At 28.8% G+C, this 18,924-nt stretch carries 14 protein-coding genes; 4 read left to right on the plus strand and 10 right to left on the minus strand.

All coding sequences use genetic code 11. The annotated features are described in order from the left end of the window. Window positions 1-15 precede the first annotated feature (15 nt). Complete coding sequence (gene yajC / locus ACULEV_RS02355) at window positions 16-297, plus strand: preprotein translocase subunit YajC (RefSeq protein ID WP_445457085.1); 282 nt, start codon at window positions 16-18, stop codon at window positions 295-297. 83 nt (window positions 298-380) lie between these two features. On the opposite strand, the gene ACULEV_RS02360 is transcribed toward yajC, so the two are convergent. From ACULEV_RS02360 to ACULEV_RS02395, 8 genes are all read right to left on the minus strand, one after another. Next, window positions 381-953 (minus strand): YdeI/OmpD-associated family protein, encoded by a 573-nt coding sequence (locus ACULEV_RS02360; protein WP_445457086.1) that lies wholly within the window; start codon window positions 951-953, stop codon window positions 381-383. A gap of 47 nt (window positions 954-1,000) precedes the next feature. Continuing rightward, a complete protein-coding gene (gene pepT, locus ACULEV_RS02365; RefSeq protein ID WP_445457087.1) occupies window positions 1,001-2,239 on the minus strand; it encodes a peptidase T in 1,239 nt (412 codons plus the stop codon). Between the two features lie 39 nt (window positions 2,240-2,278). Further along, window positions 2,279-4,306: a M3 family metallopeptidase gene (locus ACULEV_RS02370; RefSeq protein WP_445457088.1), complete on the minus strand. Its 2,028-nt coding sequence runs from the start codon at window positions 4,304-4,306 to the stop codon at window positions 2,279-2,281. 584 nt (window positions 4,307-4,890) lie between these two features. Beyond that, window positions 4,891-5,373, minus strand: coding sequence for a 5-(carboxyamino)imidazole ribonucleotide mutase (gene purE / locus ACULEV_RS02375; protein ID WP_445457089.1), 483 nt, complete (start codon window positions 5,371-5,373; stop codon window positions 4,891-4,893). Window positions 5,374-5,637: 264 nt separating this feature from the next. Then, window positions 5,638-6,807, minus strand: a complete 1,170-nt coding sequence (locus ACULEV_RS02380) for a 5-(carboxyamino)imidazole ribonucleotide synthase (RefSeq protein WP_445457090.1) — start codon at window positions 6,805-6,807, stop codon at window positions 5,638-5,640. 2 nt (window positions 6,808-6,809) lie between these two features. Further along, window positions 6,810-7,232: a PIN domain-containing protein gene (locus ACULEV_RS02385; RefSeq protein WP_445457091.1), complete on the minus strand. Its 423-nt coding sequence runs from the start codon at window positions 7,230-7,232 to the stop codon at window positions 6,810-6,812. Continuing rightward, window positions 7,222-7,470, minus strand: a complete 249-nt coding sequence (locus ACULEV_RS02390) for a DUF6364 family protein (RefSeq protein ID WP_445457092.1) — start codon at window positions 7,468-7,470, stop codon at window positions 7,222-7,224. Before ACULEV_RS02390 ends, ACULEV_RS02385 begins: the two co-directional genes overlap by 11 nt. A 40-nt stretch (window positions 7,471-7,510) precedes the next feature. Continuing rightward, window positions 7,511-8,047, minus strand: coding sequence for a hypothetical protein (locus ACULEV_RS02395; RefSeq protein WP_445457093.1), 537 nt, complete (start codon window positions 8,045-8,047; stop codon window positions 7,511-7,513). Between the two features lie 98 nt (window positions 8,048-8,145). Here ACULEV_RS02395 and ACULEV_RS02400 point away from each other — a divergent pair, with 98 nt between their 5' ends. From ACULEV_RS02400 to obgE, 3 genes are all read left to right on the plus strand, one after another. Beyond that, a complete protein-coding gene (locus tag ACULEV_RS02400) occupies window positions 8,146-9,264 on the plus strand; it encodes an adenylate kinase (RefSeq protein WP_445457094.1) in 1,119 nt (372 codons plus the stop codon). A 172-nt stretch (window positions 9,265-9,436) separates the two neighbouring features. After that, entirely contained in the window at window positions 9,437-10,660 is a 1,224-nt protein-coding gene (locus ACULEV_RS02405) for a hemolysin family protein (RefSeq protein WP_445458509.1), read from the plus strand. Between the two features lie 129 nt (window positions 10,661-10,789). Next, complete coding sequence (obgE, locus tag ACULEV_RS02410) at window positions 10,790-11,809, plus strand: GTPase ObgE (RefSeq protein WP_445457095.1); 1,020 nt, start codon at window positions 10,790-10,792, stop codon at window positions 11,807-11,809. 52 nt (window positions 11,810-11,861) lie between these two features. Here obgE and lysM read toward each other — a convergent pair whose 3' ends face one another. Together lysM and ACULEV_RS02420 are read right to left on the minus strand one after the other, a co-directional pair. Further along, window positions 11,862-12,323, minus strand: coding sequence for a peptidoglycan-binding protein LysM (gene lysM / locus ACULEV_RS02415; protein WP_445457096.1), 462 nt, complete (start codon window positions 12,321-12,323; stop codon window positions 11,862-11,864). A gap of 71 nt (window positions 12,324-12,394) precedes the next feature. Then, a complete protein-coding gene (locus ACULEV_RS02420) occupies window positions 12,395-18,904 on the minus strand; it encodes an alpha-2-macroglobulin family protein (RefSeq protein ID WP_445457097.1) in 6,510 nt (2,169 codons plus the stop codon). Between the last annotated feature and the right edge of the window lie 20 nt (window positions 18,905-18,924).

Below are 18,924 nucleotides of genomic sequence, written 5' to 3' on the forward strand. Positions count from 1 at the left end.
TAAATAATTAAAAAGATGAATCCAATAGTTATACAGGTATTAGCAATAATAGCAATTTTTTATTTTTTTATAATCTTGCCTGGACAAAGAAGAGTTAAAAAAGAAAAAGCTTTTGAATCAGGTTTGAAAGTAGGAGATAAAGTAATCACAAAATCAGGGATTCACGGTAAAGTTTCAGAATTATCTGATACTACAGTTGTTATTGAAACAATGGCTGGAAAAATTAAGATGGAAAAATCGGCTATTTCTTTAGAAATGAGTGCGAAATTATTAGAAAAAGAAAAAGAGAAAAAGTAATTTTTCTAATTTTCAATATGCTTATAAAAAAAATCCAAATTACTCAAAGGTAATTTGGATTTTTTTATGATCTAATTGATTTTTTATCTGTATTTGTCATTTAAACCTATATTTTCTAAAATCATAGGTTTAATTTTTTCTAAGCGAGAAAGTTTAGTTTTTTCTTGCTTTGCGGTTGCAATATATTCAATAAACTCATTTTGCTTGTATTTAGTAAATAAATTAAAGGCTTTTTCTAAATCGGGATTTGATTTTAATTCGGTTGCTAAAAGGTCAGAATGAAAAGTTTGTTTTTCTGGTTTTATAGCAAGTCCTTTTTCTTCAATTGAAATGGCTTCTTTACAATATTGTAAAATAATTTTTTCGTCTATTTCTTCTAGAGATTGAAAACGCATTTGTCGTAACGATTTGGTCTTTCCTTCTTGTGCATTAATTAATAATTTCTTTTCATCCTTTAGAAAAACACCATTGAAAAACCAAATCCCAAAATAGGATTTAAAACCACCAATTCCTATAATATTCTTTTTGTTAAAAGTATAAACTGGCGCACCCCATTTAACTGTTTCTGTCAAATTGGTTTTAGCAAGGATAGATTTTAAAAGTTCTAATTCTTTTTCCCATTGATTGGTTTTGTTCCAAGCGTTTTTTTCAGGCATAATTTAAAATATAAAAAAAGGAGAAATTTTACTTTCTCCTTACTGAATTATTTCTGAGCTGTTAACTCTGCAATTTTTACAATAACTTCTGTTGCTTTTACCATACTTTCTACAGGAACATATTCATATTTTCCATGAAAATTATGACCGCCTGCAAAAATATTTGGACAAGGTAATCCTTTATAAGATAATTGAGAACCATCTGTTCCACCACGAATAGGTTTTATAATTGGAGTAATGCCTATTTCTTTCATGGCTTTTTCTGCAATTTCTACAATATGGAAAACAGGTTCAACTTTTTCACGCATGTTGTAATATTGATCATTTACTTCTGCTATACAAATATCTTCACCAAACTGTTTTGCATATTCGTTATTGATTTTTGTTGCAATTGTATGAATTAATTCTTTCCTAGCTTCAAAAAGATCTTTATCATGATCGCGAATAATTAATTGTAAAACAGTTTCTTCTATACTTCCATTTAAATGATGCACATGGAAAAAGCCTTCATAATCGGAAGTTCTTTCTGGAATTTCATTATCTGGTAAAGCTGTTATAAATTCATTTGCTAAAAGCATAGAATTAATCATTTTTCCTTTGGCATAACCAGGATGTACACTTTTTCCTTTGAATGTAATTTTGGCTCCAGCCGCATTAAAATTTTCATATTCTAGTTCTCCTATTTGACTTCCATCCATTGTGTAAGCCCAATCACAACCAAATTTTTCTACATCAAATTTATGAGCGCCACGACCTATTTCTTCATCTGGTGTAAATCCAACTCTAATTTTTCCATGTTTAATTTCTGGATGTTGTACTAAATATTCCATTGCACTTACAATTTCTGTAATTCCAGCTTTATCATCTGCACCTAATAAAGTAGTTCCATCTGTTGTAATGATAGTTTGCCCTTTATACTGTAATAAATCCTCAAAGTAATTAGGAGATAAAATGATATTTTGTGCTGCATTTAGAACAATGTCTTTACCATTATAATTCTCTATGATTTGTGGTTTAACATTAGCTCCTGTAAAATCTGGTGTGGTATCAAAATGAGAGACAAATCCTATTGTTGGAACTTCATATTCAACATTGCTAGGTAAAGTAGCCATGATGTAAGCATTTTCGTCAATAGTAACTTCTTGCATTCCTATTGCTTTTAGTTCTTCTACTAATTTATTTGCCAAATCCCATTGTTTTGCTGTACTAGGAGTAGTGTCTGAATTTGGATCTGATTCTGTATCTATAGTTACATAGCTTATAAAACGATCTATAATATGTTGCATTTTATTTTATTTTTGGTAAATATACTTCTTTACAATTTTTTATTCAATAAGACCAGCTCTTTTTAACAAAGCTTCTGGTTTTGGTTCTTGTCCTCTAAATTTTTTATATAACGTCATTGGGTGTTCGGTTCCTCCTTTAGACAATATATTTTCTTTGAATTTTGTTGCTACTTCTTTATTGAAAATGCCATTTTCTTGGAAGTATGTAAATGCATCAGCATCTAATACTTCAGCCCATTTATAACTGTAATAACCAGAAGAATAGCCACCTTGAAAAATATGAGAAAATGAGGTACTCATACAATTTTCAGCTACATCTGGATATAATTTTGTGTTTTCAAATGCATTTTCTTCAAAAGATTTTACATCTTTTATAGTTTGTACTTTTCCATGATATGCCATGTCTAATAAGCCAAAACTTAATTGTCTCATAGTAGCTATGCCTTCTAGGAAACTGGCACTTTCTTTTATTTTTTCTATATATTCTTGCGGAATAATTTCACCAGTTACATAATGTTTTGCAAATAACGCTAAGGCTTCAGGTTCATAACACCAGTTTTCCATTACTTGGCTTGGTAATTCTACAAAATCCCAATAAACTGATGTTCCTGATAAGCTAGGATAAGTAGTGTTTGCTAACATACCATGTAAACCATGACCAAATTCATGAAATAATGTAGTTACTTCATTAAAAGTAAGTAAAGAAGGCTTTGTAGGAGTAGGAGGTGTAAAGTTACATACATTTGAAATATGAGGTCTTTCATTAATGCCATCTTTAATCCATTGTGATTTGTATGATGTCATCCAAGCTCCATTTCGTTTGCCTTTTCTAGGAAAAAAATCTGTGTAGAATATTGAAACTAAATTACCTTCAAAATCCAATACTTCAAATGTTTGAACATCTTCATGATATTTATCGATGTCAAAAACTTCTTTAAAGGTAATGCCATATAATTTTTCAGCAATGGTAAAAGCTCCTTTTAATACGTTTTCTAATTTGAAATAAGGTTTTAATTTTTCATCATCAAGATTGAATAATTTTTGTTTTAATTTTTCAGAATAATAAGCTCCATCCCATTTTTCTAATTGGTTAATACCATCTAATTCTTTAGCAAAAACAGTTAATTCTGCAAATTCTTTTTCGGCTGCTGGTTTTGCTTTATCTAATAAATCATTCAAAAAAGTAATTACTTTTTCAGGGTTTTGTGCCATTCTTTCTTCTAAAACAAAATGAGCATGAGTTGGGTAACCTAAAAGAGTTGCTCTTTCGTGACGTAAACGCACAATTTCTTTTACATTATTTTGATTGTCGAACTGATTGTTTTGAAATGCTTTTTTGCCCGCAGCAATACTTATTTCTTTTCTTAGTGCTCTATTTTCAACATAAGTTACAAAAGGTAAATAGCTTGGAAAATCGAGAGTAAAAACCCAACCTTCTAATTCTTTTGATTTTGCTAATGAAGCTGCAGCTTCTTTTGCTCCTTCTGGCAAACCTTTTAAATCTTCTTCATTTGTAATGTGAAGTTGGTAATTATTTGTTTCTGCTAATACATTCTCACCAAAGGTTAATTTTAGCTTTGCTAATTGTGTGTCGATTTCTCTTAATTTCTTTTTTTGTTCTTCATTTAATAAAGCACCATTTCTTACAAAACCTTTGTATTTTTTGTCTAATAATGTTTGTTGTTCAATTGAAAGTTCTAGGCTTTCCTTACTATCATAAACTGCTTTTACTTTTTTAAATAAGTCTTCATTAAGAGTTATGTCGTTACTAAATTCAGTTAGTAAAGGAGAAACTTCTTGAGCAATTTTTTGCATTTCTTCTGAAGTTTCAGCAGAATTTAAATTGAAAAAGATACTTGAAACACGATCTAACTGATTACCTGTAAAATCTAAAGCTTCGATTGTATTTTCAAAAGTTGGATTTTCGGTATTAATTATAATTTGGTTAATTTCCTCTTTAGATGATGCAATTAATTGGATAAAAGATTCTTTAAAATCCTTATTTTGAATTTTTGAGAAAGGAGCTGTTGTATATTTTGTATTAAATTTTTTTGTTAGAATAGTCATTTTTTATTTTTATTAACTTTTTTAAAATGTTGATTATCAGTATTTTGAAATTATTTTTACATTTTATTTATTTTTTTACCGACAAAGTGAGTGTTTTTTACGATAAAGTGAATATATTTGTATTAGAAAGTTATCGAAAAAGATACTCTTTTTGCCACCAAAACTGAATTTTTTTTATAGTTGTCACTTAATTGTGAAATAGATTTTTGTCCCGATGTTATTGTTTGCATCGGGATTTTTTTTATTCAAAAATAACGATTTCTACTTAAGAATTAAAAAAGGTTTCAAATTTCCATATCACTCCTTTTGTTGTTAATCCAGCACTTTTTTTAGTAATTGATATTAAAAAAGTATCATCAAATTGTAAGAATTTTACTTTTAAAAATATGATTTTTTATTTTTTTTATAAAATATTTTACATTTACCGACAAAATGTTTGCTTTATTCGATTAAGTGATTATATTTGTACCAGCAAAAATGTTGAAATAAAACCTTTTTGTCCCTGAAATAGAATTTTTTTTATAGTTGTCACTTAATTGTGAATAGATTTTTATCCCGATGTTATTGTTTGCATCGGGATTTTTTTATTTTAAATTTTCCGAAGCCTTTAAAACGGCTTGTTTTAAGCTTTCTTTATAAGATATGATAGTTTCTAAGATTTTTTTATCATTACTGCCAATGATTTGTGCGGCTAAAATACCTGCGTTTTTTGCTCCATTTAAAGCAACAGTGGCAACAGGAACACCACCAGGCATTTGTAAAATAGATAAAACAGAATCCCAACCGTCAATAGAATTACTTGATTTTACAGGAACACCTATTACTGGAAGTGGAGACATAGAAGCTACCATACCTGGTAAATGAGCTGCTCCACCAGCACCAGCTATTATTACAGAAATACCACGGTTGTGAGCATTTTGACTAAAATCGAATAATTTTTCTGGTGTTCTGTGTGCAGAAACTATATCTACTTCGGTTTCAATATTGAATTCTTTTAATATGTCGATAGCATCTTGCATTACAGACATATCAGAGATACTTCCCATTATGATGGCTACTTTACTCATTTTGTTTTTAGTTTAATGTTGTTGTGTATTATGGTTTAATTTTGTTGAAAAGGTTTACAAGTTTAAAGTTGTGTTTGACTTGGAAATATAAGAAAACAATTATCCATAAAAATAAAATATTGTATATGAAATTATATATGAATGAACTATTTTGTAAATCATTTTCATCTAATAACCTTGATATAATAAAATTTATCAGATAAAAAGTGAAAACTGCCTAAAAGTAGAAAAAGAAATAAGTTCAGCATGACAAACTGCAAATTGCTACTGAACACTAATCACTCTAATACTATTTTTCACTTCTTCAGCAATTTTTCGAGCTTCAGTCATATCTTCATTTACAATTGTAACATGTCCCATTTTTCGAAATGGTCTTGTTTCTCTTTTTCCATAAATATGAGGTGTTACTCCATCAATTGCCATAATCTTGTCTATATTTTTATAGTAAACTTGTCCAGTATAACCTTCTTCTCCAACAAGATTCACCATTATTCCAGCTACTTTACTATCTGTATTTCCTAATGGAAGGTTTAAAATGGCTCTCAAATGATTTTCAAATTGTGAAGTATAGCTTGCTTCAATACTATAATGACCTGAATTATGAGGTCTTGGCGCAACTTCATTTACTAAAACAACATCGTTTCCTTTAGAATCTTCAGAATGAAACATTTCAACAGCCAGCAAACCAACATGATTGAAGGTTTCTGATACTTTTAAAGCTAATTCTTGTGCTTTTTTTGCAACTTTTTCATCAATTCGTGCTGGACAAATAACATATTCCACTTGGTTTGCTTCTGGATGAAACTCCATTTCAACAACAGGATACGTTTTTATTTCCCCTGAAAAACTTCTAGCAACAATAACAGCTAATTCGTTTTTAAAAGGAACTAAATCTTCAGCAATACATTCTACATCAGGTAATTTTATTAAATCTAAAGCAGAACGACATATTTTAACTCCATTTCCGTCGTAACCAAATTGTGTACTTTTCCATACAAATGGAAATTCTAATTCATCTTTGGCTAAACTATTTCTTAAATCATCTAGACCTACAAATCGTAAATGTTTTGAAGTAGGAATATTGTTTTTTACATACAAATCTTTTTGCTTTCCTTTGTTTTGAATTAAACGAAGTGTTTTTGGCGAAGGAAATATTGGTAAACCTTCTTCTTCTAATTTATCTAAAGCATCTAAATTTACATTTTCAATTTCAATAGTTAACAAATCAACTAATTTGCCAAATTGGTAAACAATATCAAAGTCCATTAAACTACCTCTATAAAAATTATTGCAACCAAATCGTGCTGGAGCTTCTTCACTTGGATCTAATACAAATGTTTGAATATCAAATTTTCGAGTATCTGCTAATAACATTTTGCCAAGTTGACCACCTCCAAGAATACCTAGTTTGAAATCTGAAGAAAAATAATTCATTGTTAAAAAAATTTATTTAAAAATTCGTCAGGAGTAAAAACACTTATTTTTGCTTTTTTATAATCTTTTATATCTCTAGTAATAATGCAATTCATAGTATGTATAGATTGAGCAGCAACAATTTGAATAGCATCTTCAAAATCTTTATGAGATGATTTTATACTTTTTCTTAAAATAGGTTCACTAATAGCAATAACCGATATTGTATCTAACAAATCATCTATAATGGAACGCAATTCTTTTTCCTCTTCCATAGTTTTTAATAGGGAATATAAAGTTGCTATGGAATGAGAAGTGGCATACATTCTAATTTTCTTTCTTTGGCAATAATCAAAAATTAAAATAGCTTCATTAGAAAAAGGTTTTCTATTAGTGATAATGTCAATTAATATAGTAGTGTCTAAAAAAATTTGCTTAAAAACCATGTTTTTCTTTATAATATTCTTCTTTGGCTTTGTTTTCGTTAAAATTTTCAGGAAGAGTAATTCTCCCAATCAATTTTCTTACTTTTGGATGAACATCCTTATCTGTTTTAGATTTTTTAGTCAAGTTTTTAAAGTAGGATTCTACTAGCTCAGATAAACTTGTACCTGTTTCTTTGGCATATATTTTTGCTTTTTCAATTACCTCTTTTTCGAGAGATAATGTAAGTTTAGTATTCATATACGTATGGTTTTCGCAAATTTACGTAAAAAAAATGTTTTTATTTATTCAGTTTTTTTAAAATTTCTCTAGCAACTGTTTTGTAAGCAGCAGAGTGCAAGCTATAATCCTGTGCTAAAATAATTTTTAGTTCATCTTTAATCCAAGGTTGGTTTTTACTAAAGTTATATAATGCTCTTATCGCATAAGCTTTAGTAGCTACTTTTTCATTTTTAATAAGCCAATCTAAACAAGTTTCCACTAGAATTTGTTCTTGTTTTTCAGATAATTTAATAAGCTTTGAATTGGATAAAAACATACAAATTTTTGAAATGGATCTTTTAGCGGAATCATTTTTATATTTAAAAGTTATATTTATGAAAATATCTAAATAGGGAATTATATATTTTAAGTCTTTTTCAAGAACAAGTTCTAATGACCAGCATGCTTTAAAATGATTTTTATTACTAATGTCAAAAGCTAAATGAAACAACTCTTCTAAATTCTCTGAATTTATTAAAGCGGATTCACAAATAAAATCTCTAGATTTTCTATGAGCTGTACTATTTTCTATTTGTGTGTAAAAAAATGATTTCATTCGCTAAAAATACAAAAAATGAAAAAAAATAATAATTATTAATATGCTAATCCTTTCTACTTTAGTAAATTTGTTGCTTATTTTTAAAATCAAACCTTGTGATTCAATTACACGATAAACATTTTGAACCTTTTATCTCTTCAGATGAAATAGATTTTGCGATTCAAAATATGGCAAAACAAATGGACGATGATTTTTTTGATGAAGTTCCAGTATTTATTGGAGTTTTAAATGGTTCGTTCAAAGTTGTTTCCGATTTAATGAAGTATTACAGAGGAATGTGTGAAGTGAGTTTTGTTAAATTAGCTTCTTACGAAGGCACACAATCTACTAATCAAGTAAAACAATTAATTGGTTTAAACGAAGATTTAGAAGGGAAAACAGTTGTAATTGTTGAAGATATAGTCGACACAGGAAATACAGTTGAAGAGTTAAAAGCTATTTTTAAAGAAAAGAAAGTAAAACACTTAAAGATTGCAACTTTATTTTTTAAACCTGACGCATATAAAAAGGATATTAAATTAGATTACGTAGGAATTCGTGTTCCTAATAAATTCATCGTTGGTTTTGGTTTAGACTATGATGGTTTAGGAAGAAATTTACCAGACGTTTATCAATTAGCAATAGAAAATTTAAACACACAAATGATTAATATAGTTTTATTCGGAAAGCCAGGAGCTGGAAAGGGAACTCAAGCTGATTTCTTAAAAGAAAAATACAATTTAGTACATCTTTCGACGGGAGATATTTTCAGGTATAATATCAAAAATGGTACTGAACTAGGGAAGTTAGCAAAAACTTATATGGATAAAGGAGATTTAGTTCCAGATGAGATTACCATTAAAATGTTGCAAAGTGAAGTAGATGAAAATCCTCAAGCAAAAGGCTTTTTATTTGATGGTTTCCCTAGAACAATTGCCCAAGCACAAGCTTTAGATACTTTTTTAAATTCAAAAAACCAAGAAATTACAGCAACAGTGGCTTTAGAAGCTGATGATGAAATTTTAGTACAACGCCTGTTAGAAAGAGGAAAAACATCAGGAAGACCAGACGATCAAGATGAAGAAAAAATCAGAAATCGTTATGTAGAATATAATCAAAAAACGGCACCATTAATGGATTATTACAAAGCACAAAATAAATTCAAAACCGTTAATGGAATTGGAAGCATTGCAGAAGTAACAGAAAGATTAAGCGAAGTTTTAGATCAATTATAATCTTAAGATCTGTAAATAATATAAATTTAGAACATTAGATTTTTTTTTCTGATATTTGCAAACTAAATTGGAGCTATTCCCGAAATTTGGGATTTATGCTCCTTTTTTATAAATTTAAATTATGGAGATTTTAATTATTCTTTTTTTAATTTTGTTAAATGGTGTTTTTTCGATGTCAGAAATTGCACTTATTTCTGCACGTAAAAATCGTTTAGAAACAGCCGCAAAAAAAGGAAATAAAAACGCAAAAATAGCTTTAGATCTAGCTAATTCTCCCAATACATTTTTATCGACTGTTCAGATAGGTATAACCCTAATTGGGATTTTAACGGGAATTTATTCTGGTGATAAGATTACATCAGATGTAAAAAATTATATTGCAAGTTTTGAAATACTAGAATCTTATGCTGATTCTATTGCTGTTGGAATAGTAGTAGTGATATTAACTTTTTTTTCTCTTGTTTTAGGAGAGCTTTTACCAAAGAGAATTGGGCTAAATTACCCAGAAGGAATTGCAAAAATAGTCGCAGTTCCAATGAAAATAATCTCTATAATTACTATGCCGTTTATTTGGTTATTAACAACTTCAACAGAGTTTTTGTTGAAATTATTAAAAATTAGGCCAACTGCAGACGGGAAAGTAACAGAAGAAGAGATAAAAGCTATCATTAAAGAAGGAACAGAAGGTGGTGAAGTCCAAGAAATTGAGCAAGATATAGTAGAACGTGTTTTTCATATTGGTGACAGAAAAGTAAATTCATTAATGACACATAGAAACGCTGTTGTTTATTTGTCTTATGAAGATTCAATTGAAGAAATTAAATCAAAAGTTTTAAATGAACTTCATTCCATTTATCCAGTTTGTGCAGATAATTTAGATGATGTTGAAGGAATAGTATCTTTGAAAGAATTGTTTCTGAATTTCGAAAAAGGTAAATTTGATTTAAAAGAAATTTCATCTGAACCAGTTTATTTTATCGAACATACAACCGCATATAAAGCATTAGAGAGTTTTAAGAAATCAAAAATACATTATGCACTAGTTACTGACGAACATGGCGTTTTTCAAGGAATTATTACTTTGAATGATATTTTAGAAGCATTGGTAGGTAATGCAGCAGATTTTCATGAGCACGAGTTTAAATTAGTGCCAAATAATGATGGTTCTTGGCTAGTAGATGGGCATTATTCACTTCACGATTTCTTAACCTATTTTGATATGGATGAATTAATTGGTGATTATGAAGTTACAACTGTAAGCGGATTAATTATAACAGAATTAGGTATAATCCCTAAAGTTGGACAAAAATTAGTTTGGAACAAATTAGAATTTGAAGTAGTTCTTATGAATGGAGTTAAGATAAGTAAAATTTTAATTAAAAATTTGAAAGAATAATATTTAGTACAATAAGGTTATTGATTAATAATCAGTTAAATGGTTATAATTTGTAACATCACAATAATAACTGTAAGAAGAAGTGTTTTTTAATTATTAGGACATAAATTACAGAAAACTTATAAAAAAATGACTGAAGGAAATTTCGTAGATTATGTGAAAATATATTTAGCTTCTGGAAAAGGAGGTAAAGGTTCTACACATTTACATAGAGAAAAATTTATTGAAAAAGGTGGTCCAGATGGAGGAGATGGTGGCCGTGGAGGACATGTTATTCTAGTAGGTAATAAAGGACTATGGACATTATTTCACTTAAAATTCTTAAGACATGTAAAAGCAGGTCATGGAGGAGATGGAGGAAGTTCAAGAAGTACAGGTGCTGATGGAGAAGATAAAATTATAGAAGTGCCTTTAGGAACGGTTGTAAAAGATAAAGAAACTGGAGAAGTGCTTTTTGAAATAACAGAGCATGGAGAATCAAGAGTTATAGCAAAAGGAGGAAAAGGAGGGTTAGGAAACTGGCACTTTAGAAGCTCTACAAATCAAACACCACGTTATTCACAACCAGGAATGCCAAGTGAAGAACTTGATATTATTTTAGAATTAAAAGTTCTAGCAGATGTTGGTTTAGTAGGTTTTCCCAATGCAGGAAAATCAACACTTTTGTCTGTATTAACATCTGCAAAACCTAAAATTGCGGATTATCCATTTACTACTTTAAAGCCTAATTTAGGAATTGTAGCTTACAGAGATTTCCAATCTTTTGTAATTGCTGATATTCCAGGTATTATAGAAGGAGCAGCTGAGGGAAAAGGATTAGGTCATTATTTTTTAAGACATATAGAACGTAATTCTACGCTCTTGTTTCTTGTTCCTGCGGATGCAGAAGATATTAAGAAAGAATATGAAATTTTATTAGATGAGTTAAGACGATACAATCCTGAAATGTTAGATAAAGATAGACTAATAGTTGTTTCTAAAGCAGATATGTTAGATGAGGAATTGCAAGCTGAAATGAAAATACAATTAGATAAAGAATTTAAAGGTATTGATTATATGTTTATTTCTTCTGTTGCTCAACAAGGGTTACAGGAGCTCAAAGATAAATTGTGGAAAATGTTGAATACAGATTCGGAAGTTAAAAACTAAGTATAAAAAAAGGAACGCATTGCGTTCCTTTTTTTATACTTTTATAAGATGATTAATCTAAATTAGGAATACGTAACACTTGTCCGGGATAAATTTTATCTGGATGATCTAGCATGGGTTTATTAGCTTCAAAAATGACATTAAATTTATTGGCATCTCCATAGTATTTTTTAGCAATTTTAGATAACCATTCCCCTTTTTCAACTGTATGAAATTGAGCTTCTGGTTTTGGTTCAATAACAGTCATTTGATTGTCTACAGTATCTACATCTTCAACGTTTCCAATAGCTAAAACAATTTTTTCAGCATCTTCTTGTTGGTCAACATCACCTTCTACAATAACATCATCTCCTTTAAGGCTAATTTTAATGGTTTTGTATTTTAAACCAAGAGATTTTACATGTTCAAGTAAAGCACTTGCTTTTAATACTGCTTTTTCTTCAACTGGAGCTTCTTCTTCTTTTTTACCAAATAATTTAGCACCAGCATTTTTTACAAATGAAAATAATCCCATAATTTGTTTGTTTTATATGTTAATACTCAAATATAGGAAAAATTTAGGCTATTTTTTGTTTGTTAAAATTATTATTTTGTAACCTTTATTATACTATTTTTTGAATTGGCTGAAAATTCAGGTGCATACATGCTTTGCAATGTAGAAACACCATCGTTGAAACTTCCTGAGTTATTAATGCGAATATCATATTCTAAAATATAAGTCCCTTTATCTATTTTATCAAAGAAAAAATGAGTTGCAACATCTTTCGTGCTTTTATAATAATATAAGTTATCTTTACTTTCATGTTTCGAAATAACATCTAAAGGTTCAAAGCAAGAAGCTCTTAAATCTTTTAAATGTACAAATTCTAAGTCCTCTATTGCTTTTATAGTTAAACGAATGGTAATAATATCACCAACCTTCAAATCTTCTTTTTCTATAGCTTTTAAAATAGTTCCAATTCCAGTTTTATCTTTTTTAAATACTTCTTTTTTAATGTTTAAGACGGCATTTGTACTTTCTTTTATGTTTTCCAAATTCTCAAAATATTGCCAATAGATACCTCCATAACTAGGAACATCCGAATTGTTTTCAATACTGATGTTTGCCATATCTTTTGAAATTTCATCCACTTTCCAATTGATCTTTATATAACCGCTTTCTACTTCTTTTTCGTTGGAAGCCAATTTGTCACTCAATATCTTTTCATTGCCAATTTTAAATTTGGTTTTATCCTTAACAGAAGTCCAGTCGTTTCCTCGAAGTAAAATAGCATAAATGGCTTCCGTTGTAGCTTTTGTGGTTGCCCAATTCTTATTCTGTTTGTTTTTAAGCAACCAAACTTCCATTAAGTCAATCGATTTTGTGTCTTTGGTAACTTCGTTAAAAGCTTCAATCAATAAAGCTTGTGTTTCTATTGGTGATTGGTACCAATGCCAACTTTTAGTATTTGCAATCCAATACATGCCTAAATCTTCATTTAAAGAGGCTGTTTCTTTTAAATGGGTTATCATTTTTTTTGCCATTTCGGTGTCTCCAAAACGATTAAAAACTAGAGCTAATTGTGCTTTTTGAAATAAAGAATAGGTCAACCAATTTTGTTTCACTTCTTTTAATTGCAATTGCAACAACGAATCTAATTTTACTGAAATAGGATATTCTGTTAAATAAAAACTTCTCATATATAAATAGTGAATGTCGTTGTAAGAATAGTTTCTAAAAAAAGTTTTATTATCTACATGTTGTGAAATGAATTTTTGATCTAAATAAGGAATTCCTTTACTTACAATTGTTTTATATTTTGTATTGTCATTTGGAAATAAAGTATTCAAATGTCCAATTCCGGCTAAAATATGTTGGGTAATAAATGGGTTTTCATTACCACCATCAAACCAGGGAAAACCACCAGAAGGTAATAATTTAGCTTCTAGTTTTTCTAAAGTTTGCTCTTGTTTGTTTTTTAATGTTGCCAAATCAAATAAATAAGCCAATTGTTTATTCTTTTCGCCTTCATTTTCTGAATCGAAAAACCAAGGTGTTTCTGCTAATAAAATTGATTTTAATTCTTCATTTATTTCTAATTTGTTTTTAGGTGTTTTTTCATTTTTATAAGATTCAAACAAGTTTGCGATTTTTGGATTTTTGGTTACAATTTCACTAGCAATGGTGTTTGCATAATAACGAGCAAAGGTTTGTTCGGCACATTCATGTTCGTATTCCATTAAATAAGGTAAAGATTGAATGGCAAACCAAATAGGGTTTGTTGTATATTCTAAAGTAAAACTATGATTTTGTAAAGCACTTGAAGTGTTGTTTTTTAGATTTTCAAATACATATTCCTTCTTACTATTTTCTCTTACCCAAAGCGGAATACTTTCGGTAATTAAAATTTTATTGCTCAGAACCGGTAAAATATTTTCTTCTCCATCTGAAAAAACACCGGATTTGGCTACAATTTTATATTGTAATCCTTGTAGGTTTTCAGGAATGGCAATTGTCCATGAAACGGAAACGCTTTCTTTTGGTTTACAAATAAAATCTTTTCTGTTCTTTTGGTTGAATGCAATACTATCAATGGCTTTTCCATTTGTAGCATCAAATAAAAGAAGCATGGCAATACCTGATTTTGTTTCATTGGTCATGTTTACCACTTTTGTAGTAATGGTAAGGGTGTCTTTTTCTCTTACAAATCTTGGTAAATTTGGCATGACCATAATGTCTTTTTGAGAAACAATATCGTTTTGGAAATAACCAGTTTCAAAGTTTTTATTATGACCTAACAAACGCAATTTCCATCTTGTTAAAGATTCAGGAGAAGTGAAAGAAAAGTTTATTTTGCCTTCTTTATCTGTTTGTAATTGTGGGAAAAAGAAAGCGGTTTCATTAAAATTAGTTCTTGTTTTGACTTGGACAATTTCTTTTAGTGCTTTTTTTGTAGTTATGATGATAGCACCTCCAGAAGCTCTTGAACCATATAAAGCAGTTGCAGAAGCATCTTTTAAAACTGAAAAACTTTCAATGTCGCCAACAGTGAGTTTTTTAAAATCTTCTATACTCATAGGAACTCCATCTACTATAATTAAAGCTTCGTTATTTCCTGAAACGGAACTTGTGCCTCTGATTCTAATAGATGCTGCACTTCCTGGTTGACCTGAGTCAACTGAAATTTGTAAGCCAGCTACTTGTCCTTGAAGTGCTTGTAATAAGGGGACGTCATCAGCATAAGAGCTTTCTATAACAGTAGTTGTTGAATAGCTTAAAGATTTGCTCTCTTTTTTAATTCCATAAGCTGTTACAACTACTTCTTCCAATCTATGTGCATCTTCTTTCATCATAATGGTTATATTTTCATTCTTTCCTTTTGAAGTGTAATATGAATCAACCATACTTACATATGAAAAAGTTAAAATTTCATTTGCCTCTGCTTTAATACTAAAATTACCATCAAAATCGGTTTGTGTACCTCTTTTTGTGCCTTGAACTTGAATGGACACACTAGGTAATGGTAGACCATTTTCGTCTAAAATAGTACCAGTTAGCATTTTTGCATTTTTAGGTATTTCTACTAAAGGCTCAATTGTTTTGATATATTTGTCTTTTACATATTTGTTGTCAGCATCATTGAAATTAAATCCAAACCAATTGAGTTCTGGATTCTTTATATAATAGTTGTAATATCTTGTACTTTGATCAAATTTATTAAAATGGATATTTTGTACATTATACTCATAATAGGACGGGTAATTTGGATAATTGTAATTGGTGTTAAATCGTAAATCACTGTCCCAGTTTTCTTTTTTAAATTGATCTAAAGAACTATCGTACATACTAGCCAAAATTTCAGTTGTTAATTGTTGGTTCACAATTTTAAACGACCAGTTTTCTTTACTTCCTGGTTCTATTTTGTTGCGAAGACTAATAATCTCAAATTCTAATTTTTTGATTATTTCTTCTTTTGAAATAGTATAGTTTCTGTCAAAATAGTCATTATCATGGCGAGTTGAAAAATGAAAATGGAAGTTTTCTTTTGAAGCAGTATCTTTTTTAATTTTTAAGGAAGCAATGCCATTTTTAAGTTGGACAACAATTTCTTTATTCAATTCTTTTCCAATATAAAATCTAGAGAAAATACTTAAATCAGGAATAATAGATTGAAATTCAAATTCGAAATAATCACTTTTTACATCTGTGACATCTTTAAAAGTAAATAAAACCGATGCATCAAATATTTCTTGTTTTGATTTTAGTTCGAAATGATGAGTAGCTTCTATTTCATTTTTTTTACTATCAAGCGCTTTGGCAACCAATTTATAATTCCCTTTTTTAAATTCTTTTAAAAAATAAAGAGGAATTGTTTTTCCGTTTTTGGTGTCGAAAGAAATGGTTTTTATTAGTATTTCCTCAACTTTTGTTTCATTTGAATCATAAGGTTCATTTGGAAATAATTTTTTAAAAGTTGGTTCTGTTATAGTTTGAATTTCGGGAATTGAAAACTGCCTTTTTTTAAGGAATCGTTGTTTTTCAATATAATATACTTCTATTTCCCCTTTTGTATCAATGGCATAATCATTTAAGGTTGTTGCAGTAATAGTAAGCTGGTTTTCGTCTTCCTTATATAAAGTTGGATTTGTGGTAATGTTTAATTTTAGTGTTCGATTTCCAACGGTTACCTGTTTAGAGGCAGTTCTAGTTTCTCCATTCAAATCAATTATTTCTACATCGATAGTATAGTTGATTTCTCTAATGTCATTGTTAGCAATTAGGCTATCATTCGCAACCAACAAAATAGTGAAATTACCTTTTGCATCCGTTTCAATTGTTTCGTTGATGTCTTCTCTTTTTAGATTTTTATTGTATTTGTTAGTATATAATCTTTTGGAAATACTATAATTTACTTTGGCATTCGTAAGATTACTTCCTGCTAAAGTTTTGGCATTACCCATGATTTTTAAAGTATCACCTATAGTATAATTTTCTTTAATGGTTTCAAAAGTGACTTCAAAAGTAGGACGTTTGTATTCTTCTACTTGAAAATGGAATTCATTGTTATAATCTAAATCGACATTATCCCAAAATTTATGTTCGTTTTCCTTTTTATCATAATATTTCTTATCGTTTTCATAATTATCAGGTTCATCAATAGTGATGGTAAATTGACCTGTTAAAACATTTTTTGGAATATCAAATTCACCAGTAAACGAACCAAATTCATTGGTTTGTACTTCGTATTCTTTTAAAGTAGTGTAGTTTTCATCTTCAATAGTAACTAAAACGGTTACAAAAGGCACCACGCTTTTTACATCATCTTTATTTTGAATCATAATTCCTTTATAATATACTTTTTGTCCAGGTCTATAAATAGCTCTGTCAAAATAGACTTTGGCTTTGGCATCAAAATCTTCGTAATCATCTTCCTCTTTACTACTTTCATATAACCAACCTTTATTGTAAAGACCAATTAAAGTGTCTTTATTCTGAATAAAAAACACATTTGAAACAGTTGCTATGTTCTTTGTATATTTTTTTTTCTTAAAGCTTACTTTTCCTAAAGCATCAGTTAGCTGGGTTGCTTCATTGTTTTTGATGACTATGTTTTGAAGTGGTTTTCCTGTCTTTCTATCTGAAGCATAGAAATAATCGTATTTATTATCTGCATCTTGAATAAAAGCAATGTTAGAAACAGTTATAGTTTCGTATTCAAAATTACTTTCTTGTAAAGAATTATTATTGGGTTGAAAAACTAAAAGATACTCACCAATTGGCATTTTTTCTAGTAAAATTTCTGTACTGTATTCAAAGTAATCTTTTTTATTTGGAAGTATGCTGCGAAATGAATTTATCGCTTCTTTTTTATTGATAATATTACGAACAATAGAATCCGATTCTTTAGTGTAATTTTTTAATACATTTAAGTTTTTAGGAATTTTGTAATAATGGATGGTTAATGTGTCAATGTTTTTATAAGTAACAAAAGCTCTACTGTTTTCATTCTCATAAAGTGTTTTCTTAATTTGAATATTTAATGTTTTTCTTAAAATATTATTTTTTATTGTTTCAGCTGCTGCCAATGCATTATTGTTATTTCTATATTGTAGAACAGAATCACAAAGTGCTAATACTTCCTTATAATAGTTTTTTTCAGAATTCTTTTGAGCAATAGAGTAATAGTAATTTGCTCTGTCAACTCTTACTTGTTGTTTTAGATGCTTATTTAAAGTTTGCTTTTCTAAAGCTTTTATTTCCTTTATGTAAACTGTACTGTTTTTGAAAATGGAATGAATGTAATTCAGTCTGTTTAAGTGAGCTTCATCTGTTTTGTCTTTATCTTTAGTATTATAGAAGTTTTCGTATTCTTGTAATAATTGTATTATTTTTTTAAAATTATCATCATTAATAATTTCAGTTGATGCGTTTAAAAAAGTGGTTGAATTAGCATATAATTTTTCAACAAAATAATCATTAGTAGCAGTAGCTTTAATTTCCCAAGTATTGGTTTTGTCTTTGCGATATTTTAAAACTTCGTTCCATAAAAAATCATATAACGTATAATTTTTGGCATCAACATCAGGTGAAATAACAAAAATATCTTTGTAATTGGTTATGTTTTGTTGTTGCAGAGCACTTTTGTTTTTTAGTGTGTTTTCAAATGCTTTTTCTATTTCAGTTTCAAATTTTGGTAAAGACCAAAAAAGAAAATTACTTTCGTCTTCATTTTCAATGGAAGTTCTCTGATTGATTTTATATCTATTTTGGGCTATATATTTTACTAAAAGCGTTGCGTAAGTATAATTTAAAATGGCTCTTGACGTTGTATTTGCTTCTTTAATTTCATTCGTTAAGTTTGCGATTATTTTTGATTGAGCTTCTTCTTCAAGTGCTTGAGTAAACTTAGAGACATAGAAAAAACATTTTATAATTTCAGTTTCATCTTCTTTTCTTTTGGCTTTTTTATAAATATTTTGTACGATTTCATATGCGGAACGTGTTTTTCCATCAAGCTCGTATTGATACACTTCTTGCCATTCTTTGTTATAATTAGATTGTGATAGAATAGTTGAGCTTGTTAAAAAAAACAAAAGGATAAAATAATTCTTCATATAATGGGTTTTCTAATATA

The sequence above is a fragment of the Flavobacterium sp. HNIBRBA15423 genome (genome assembly GCF_052655965.1).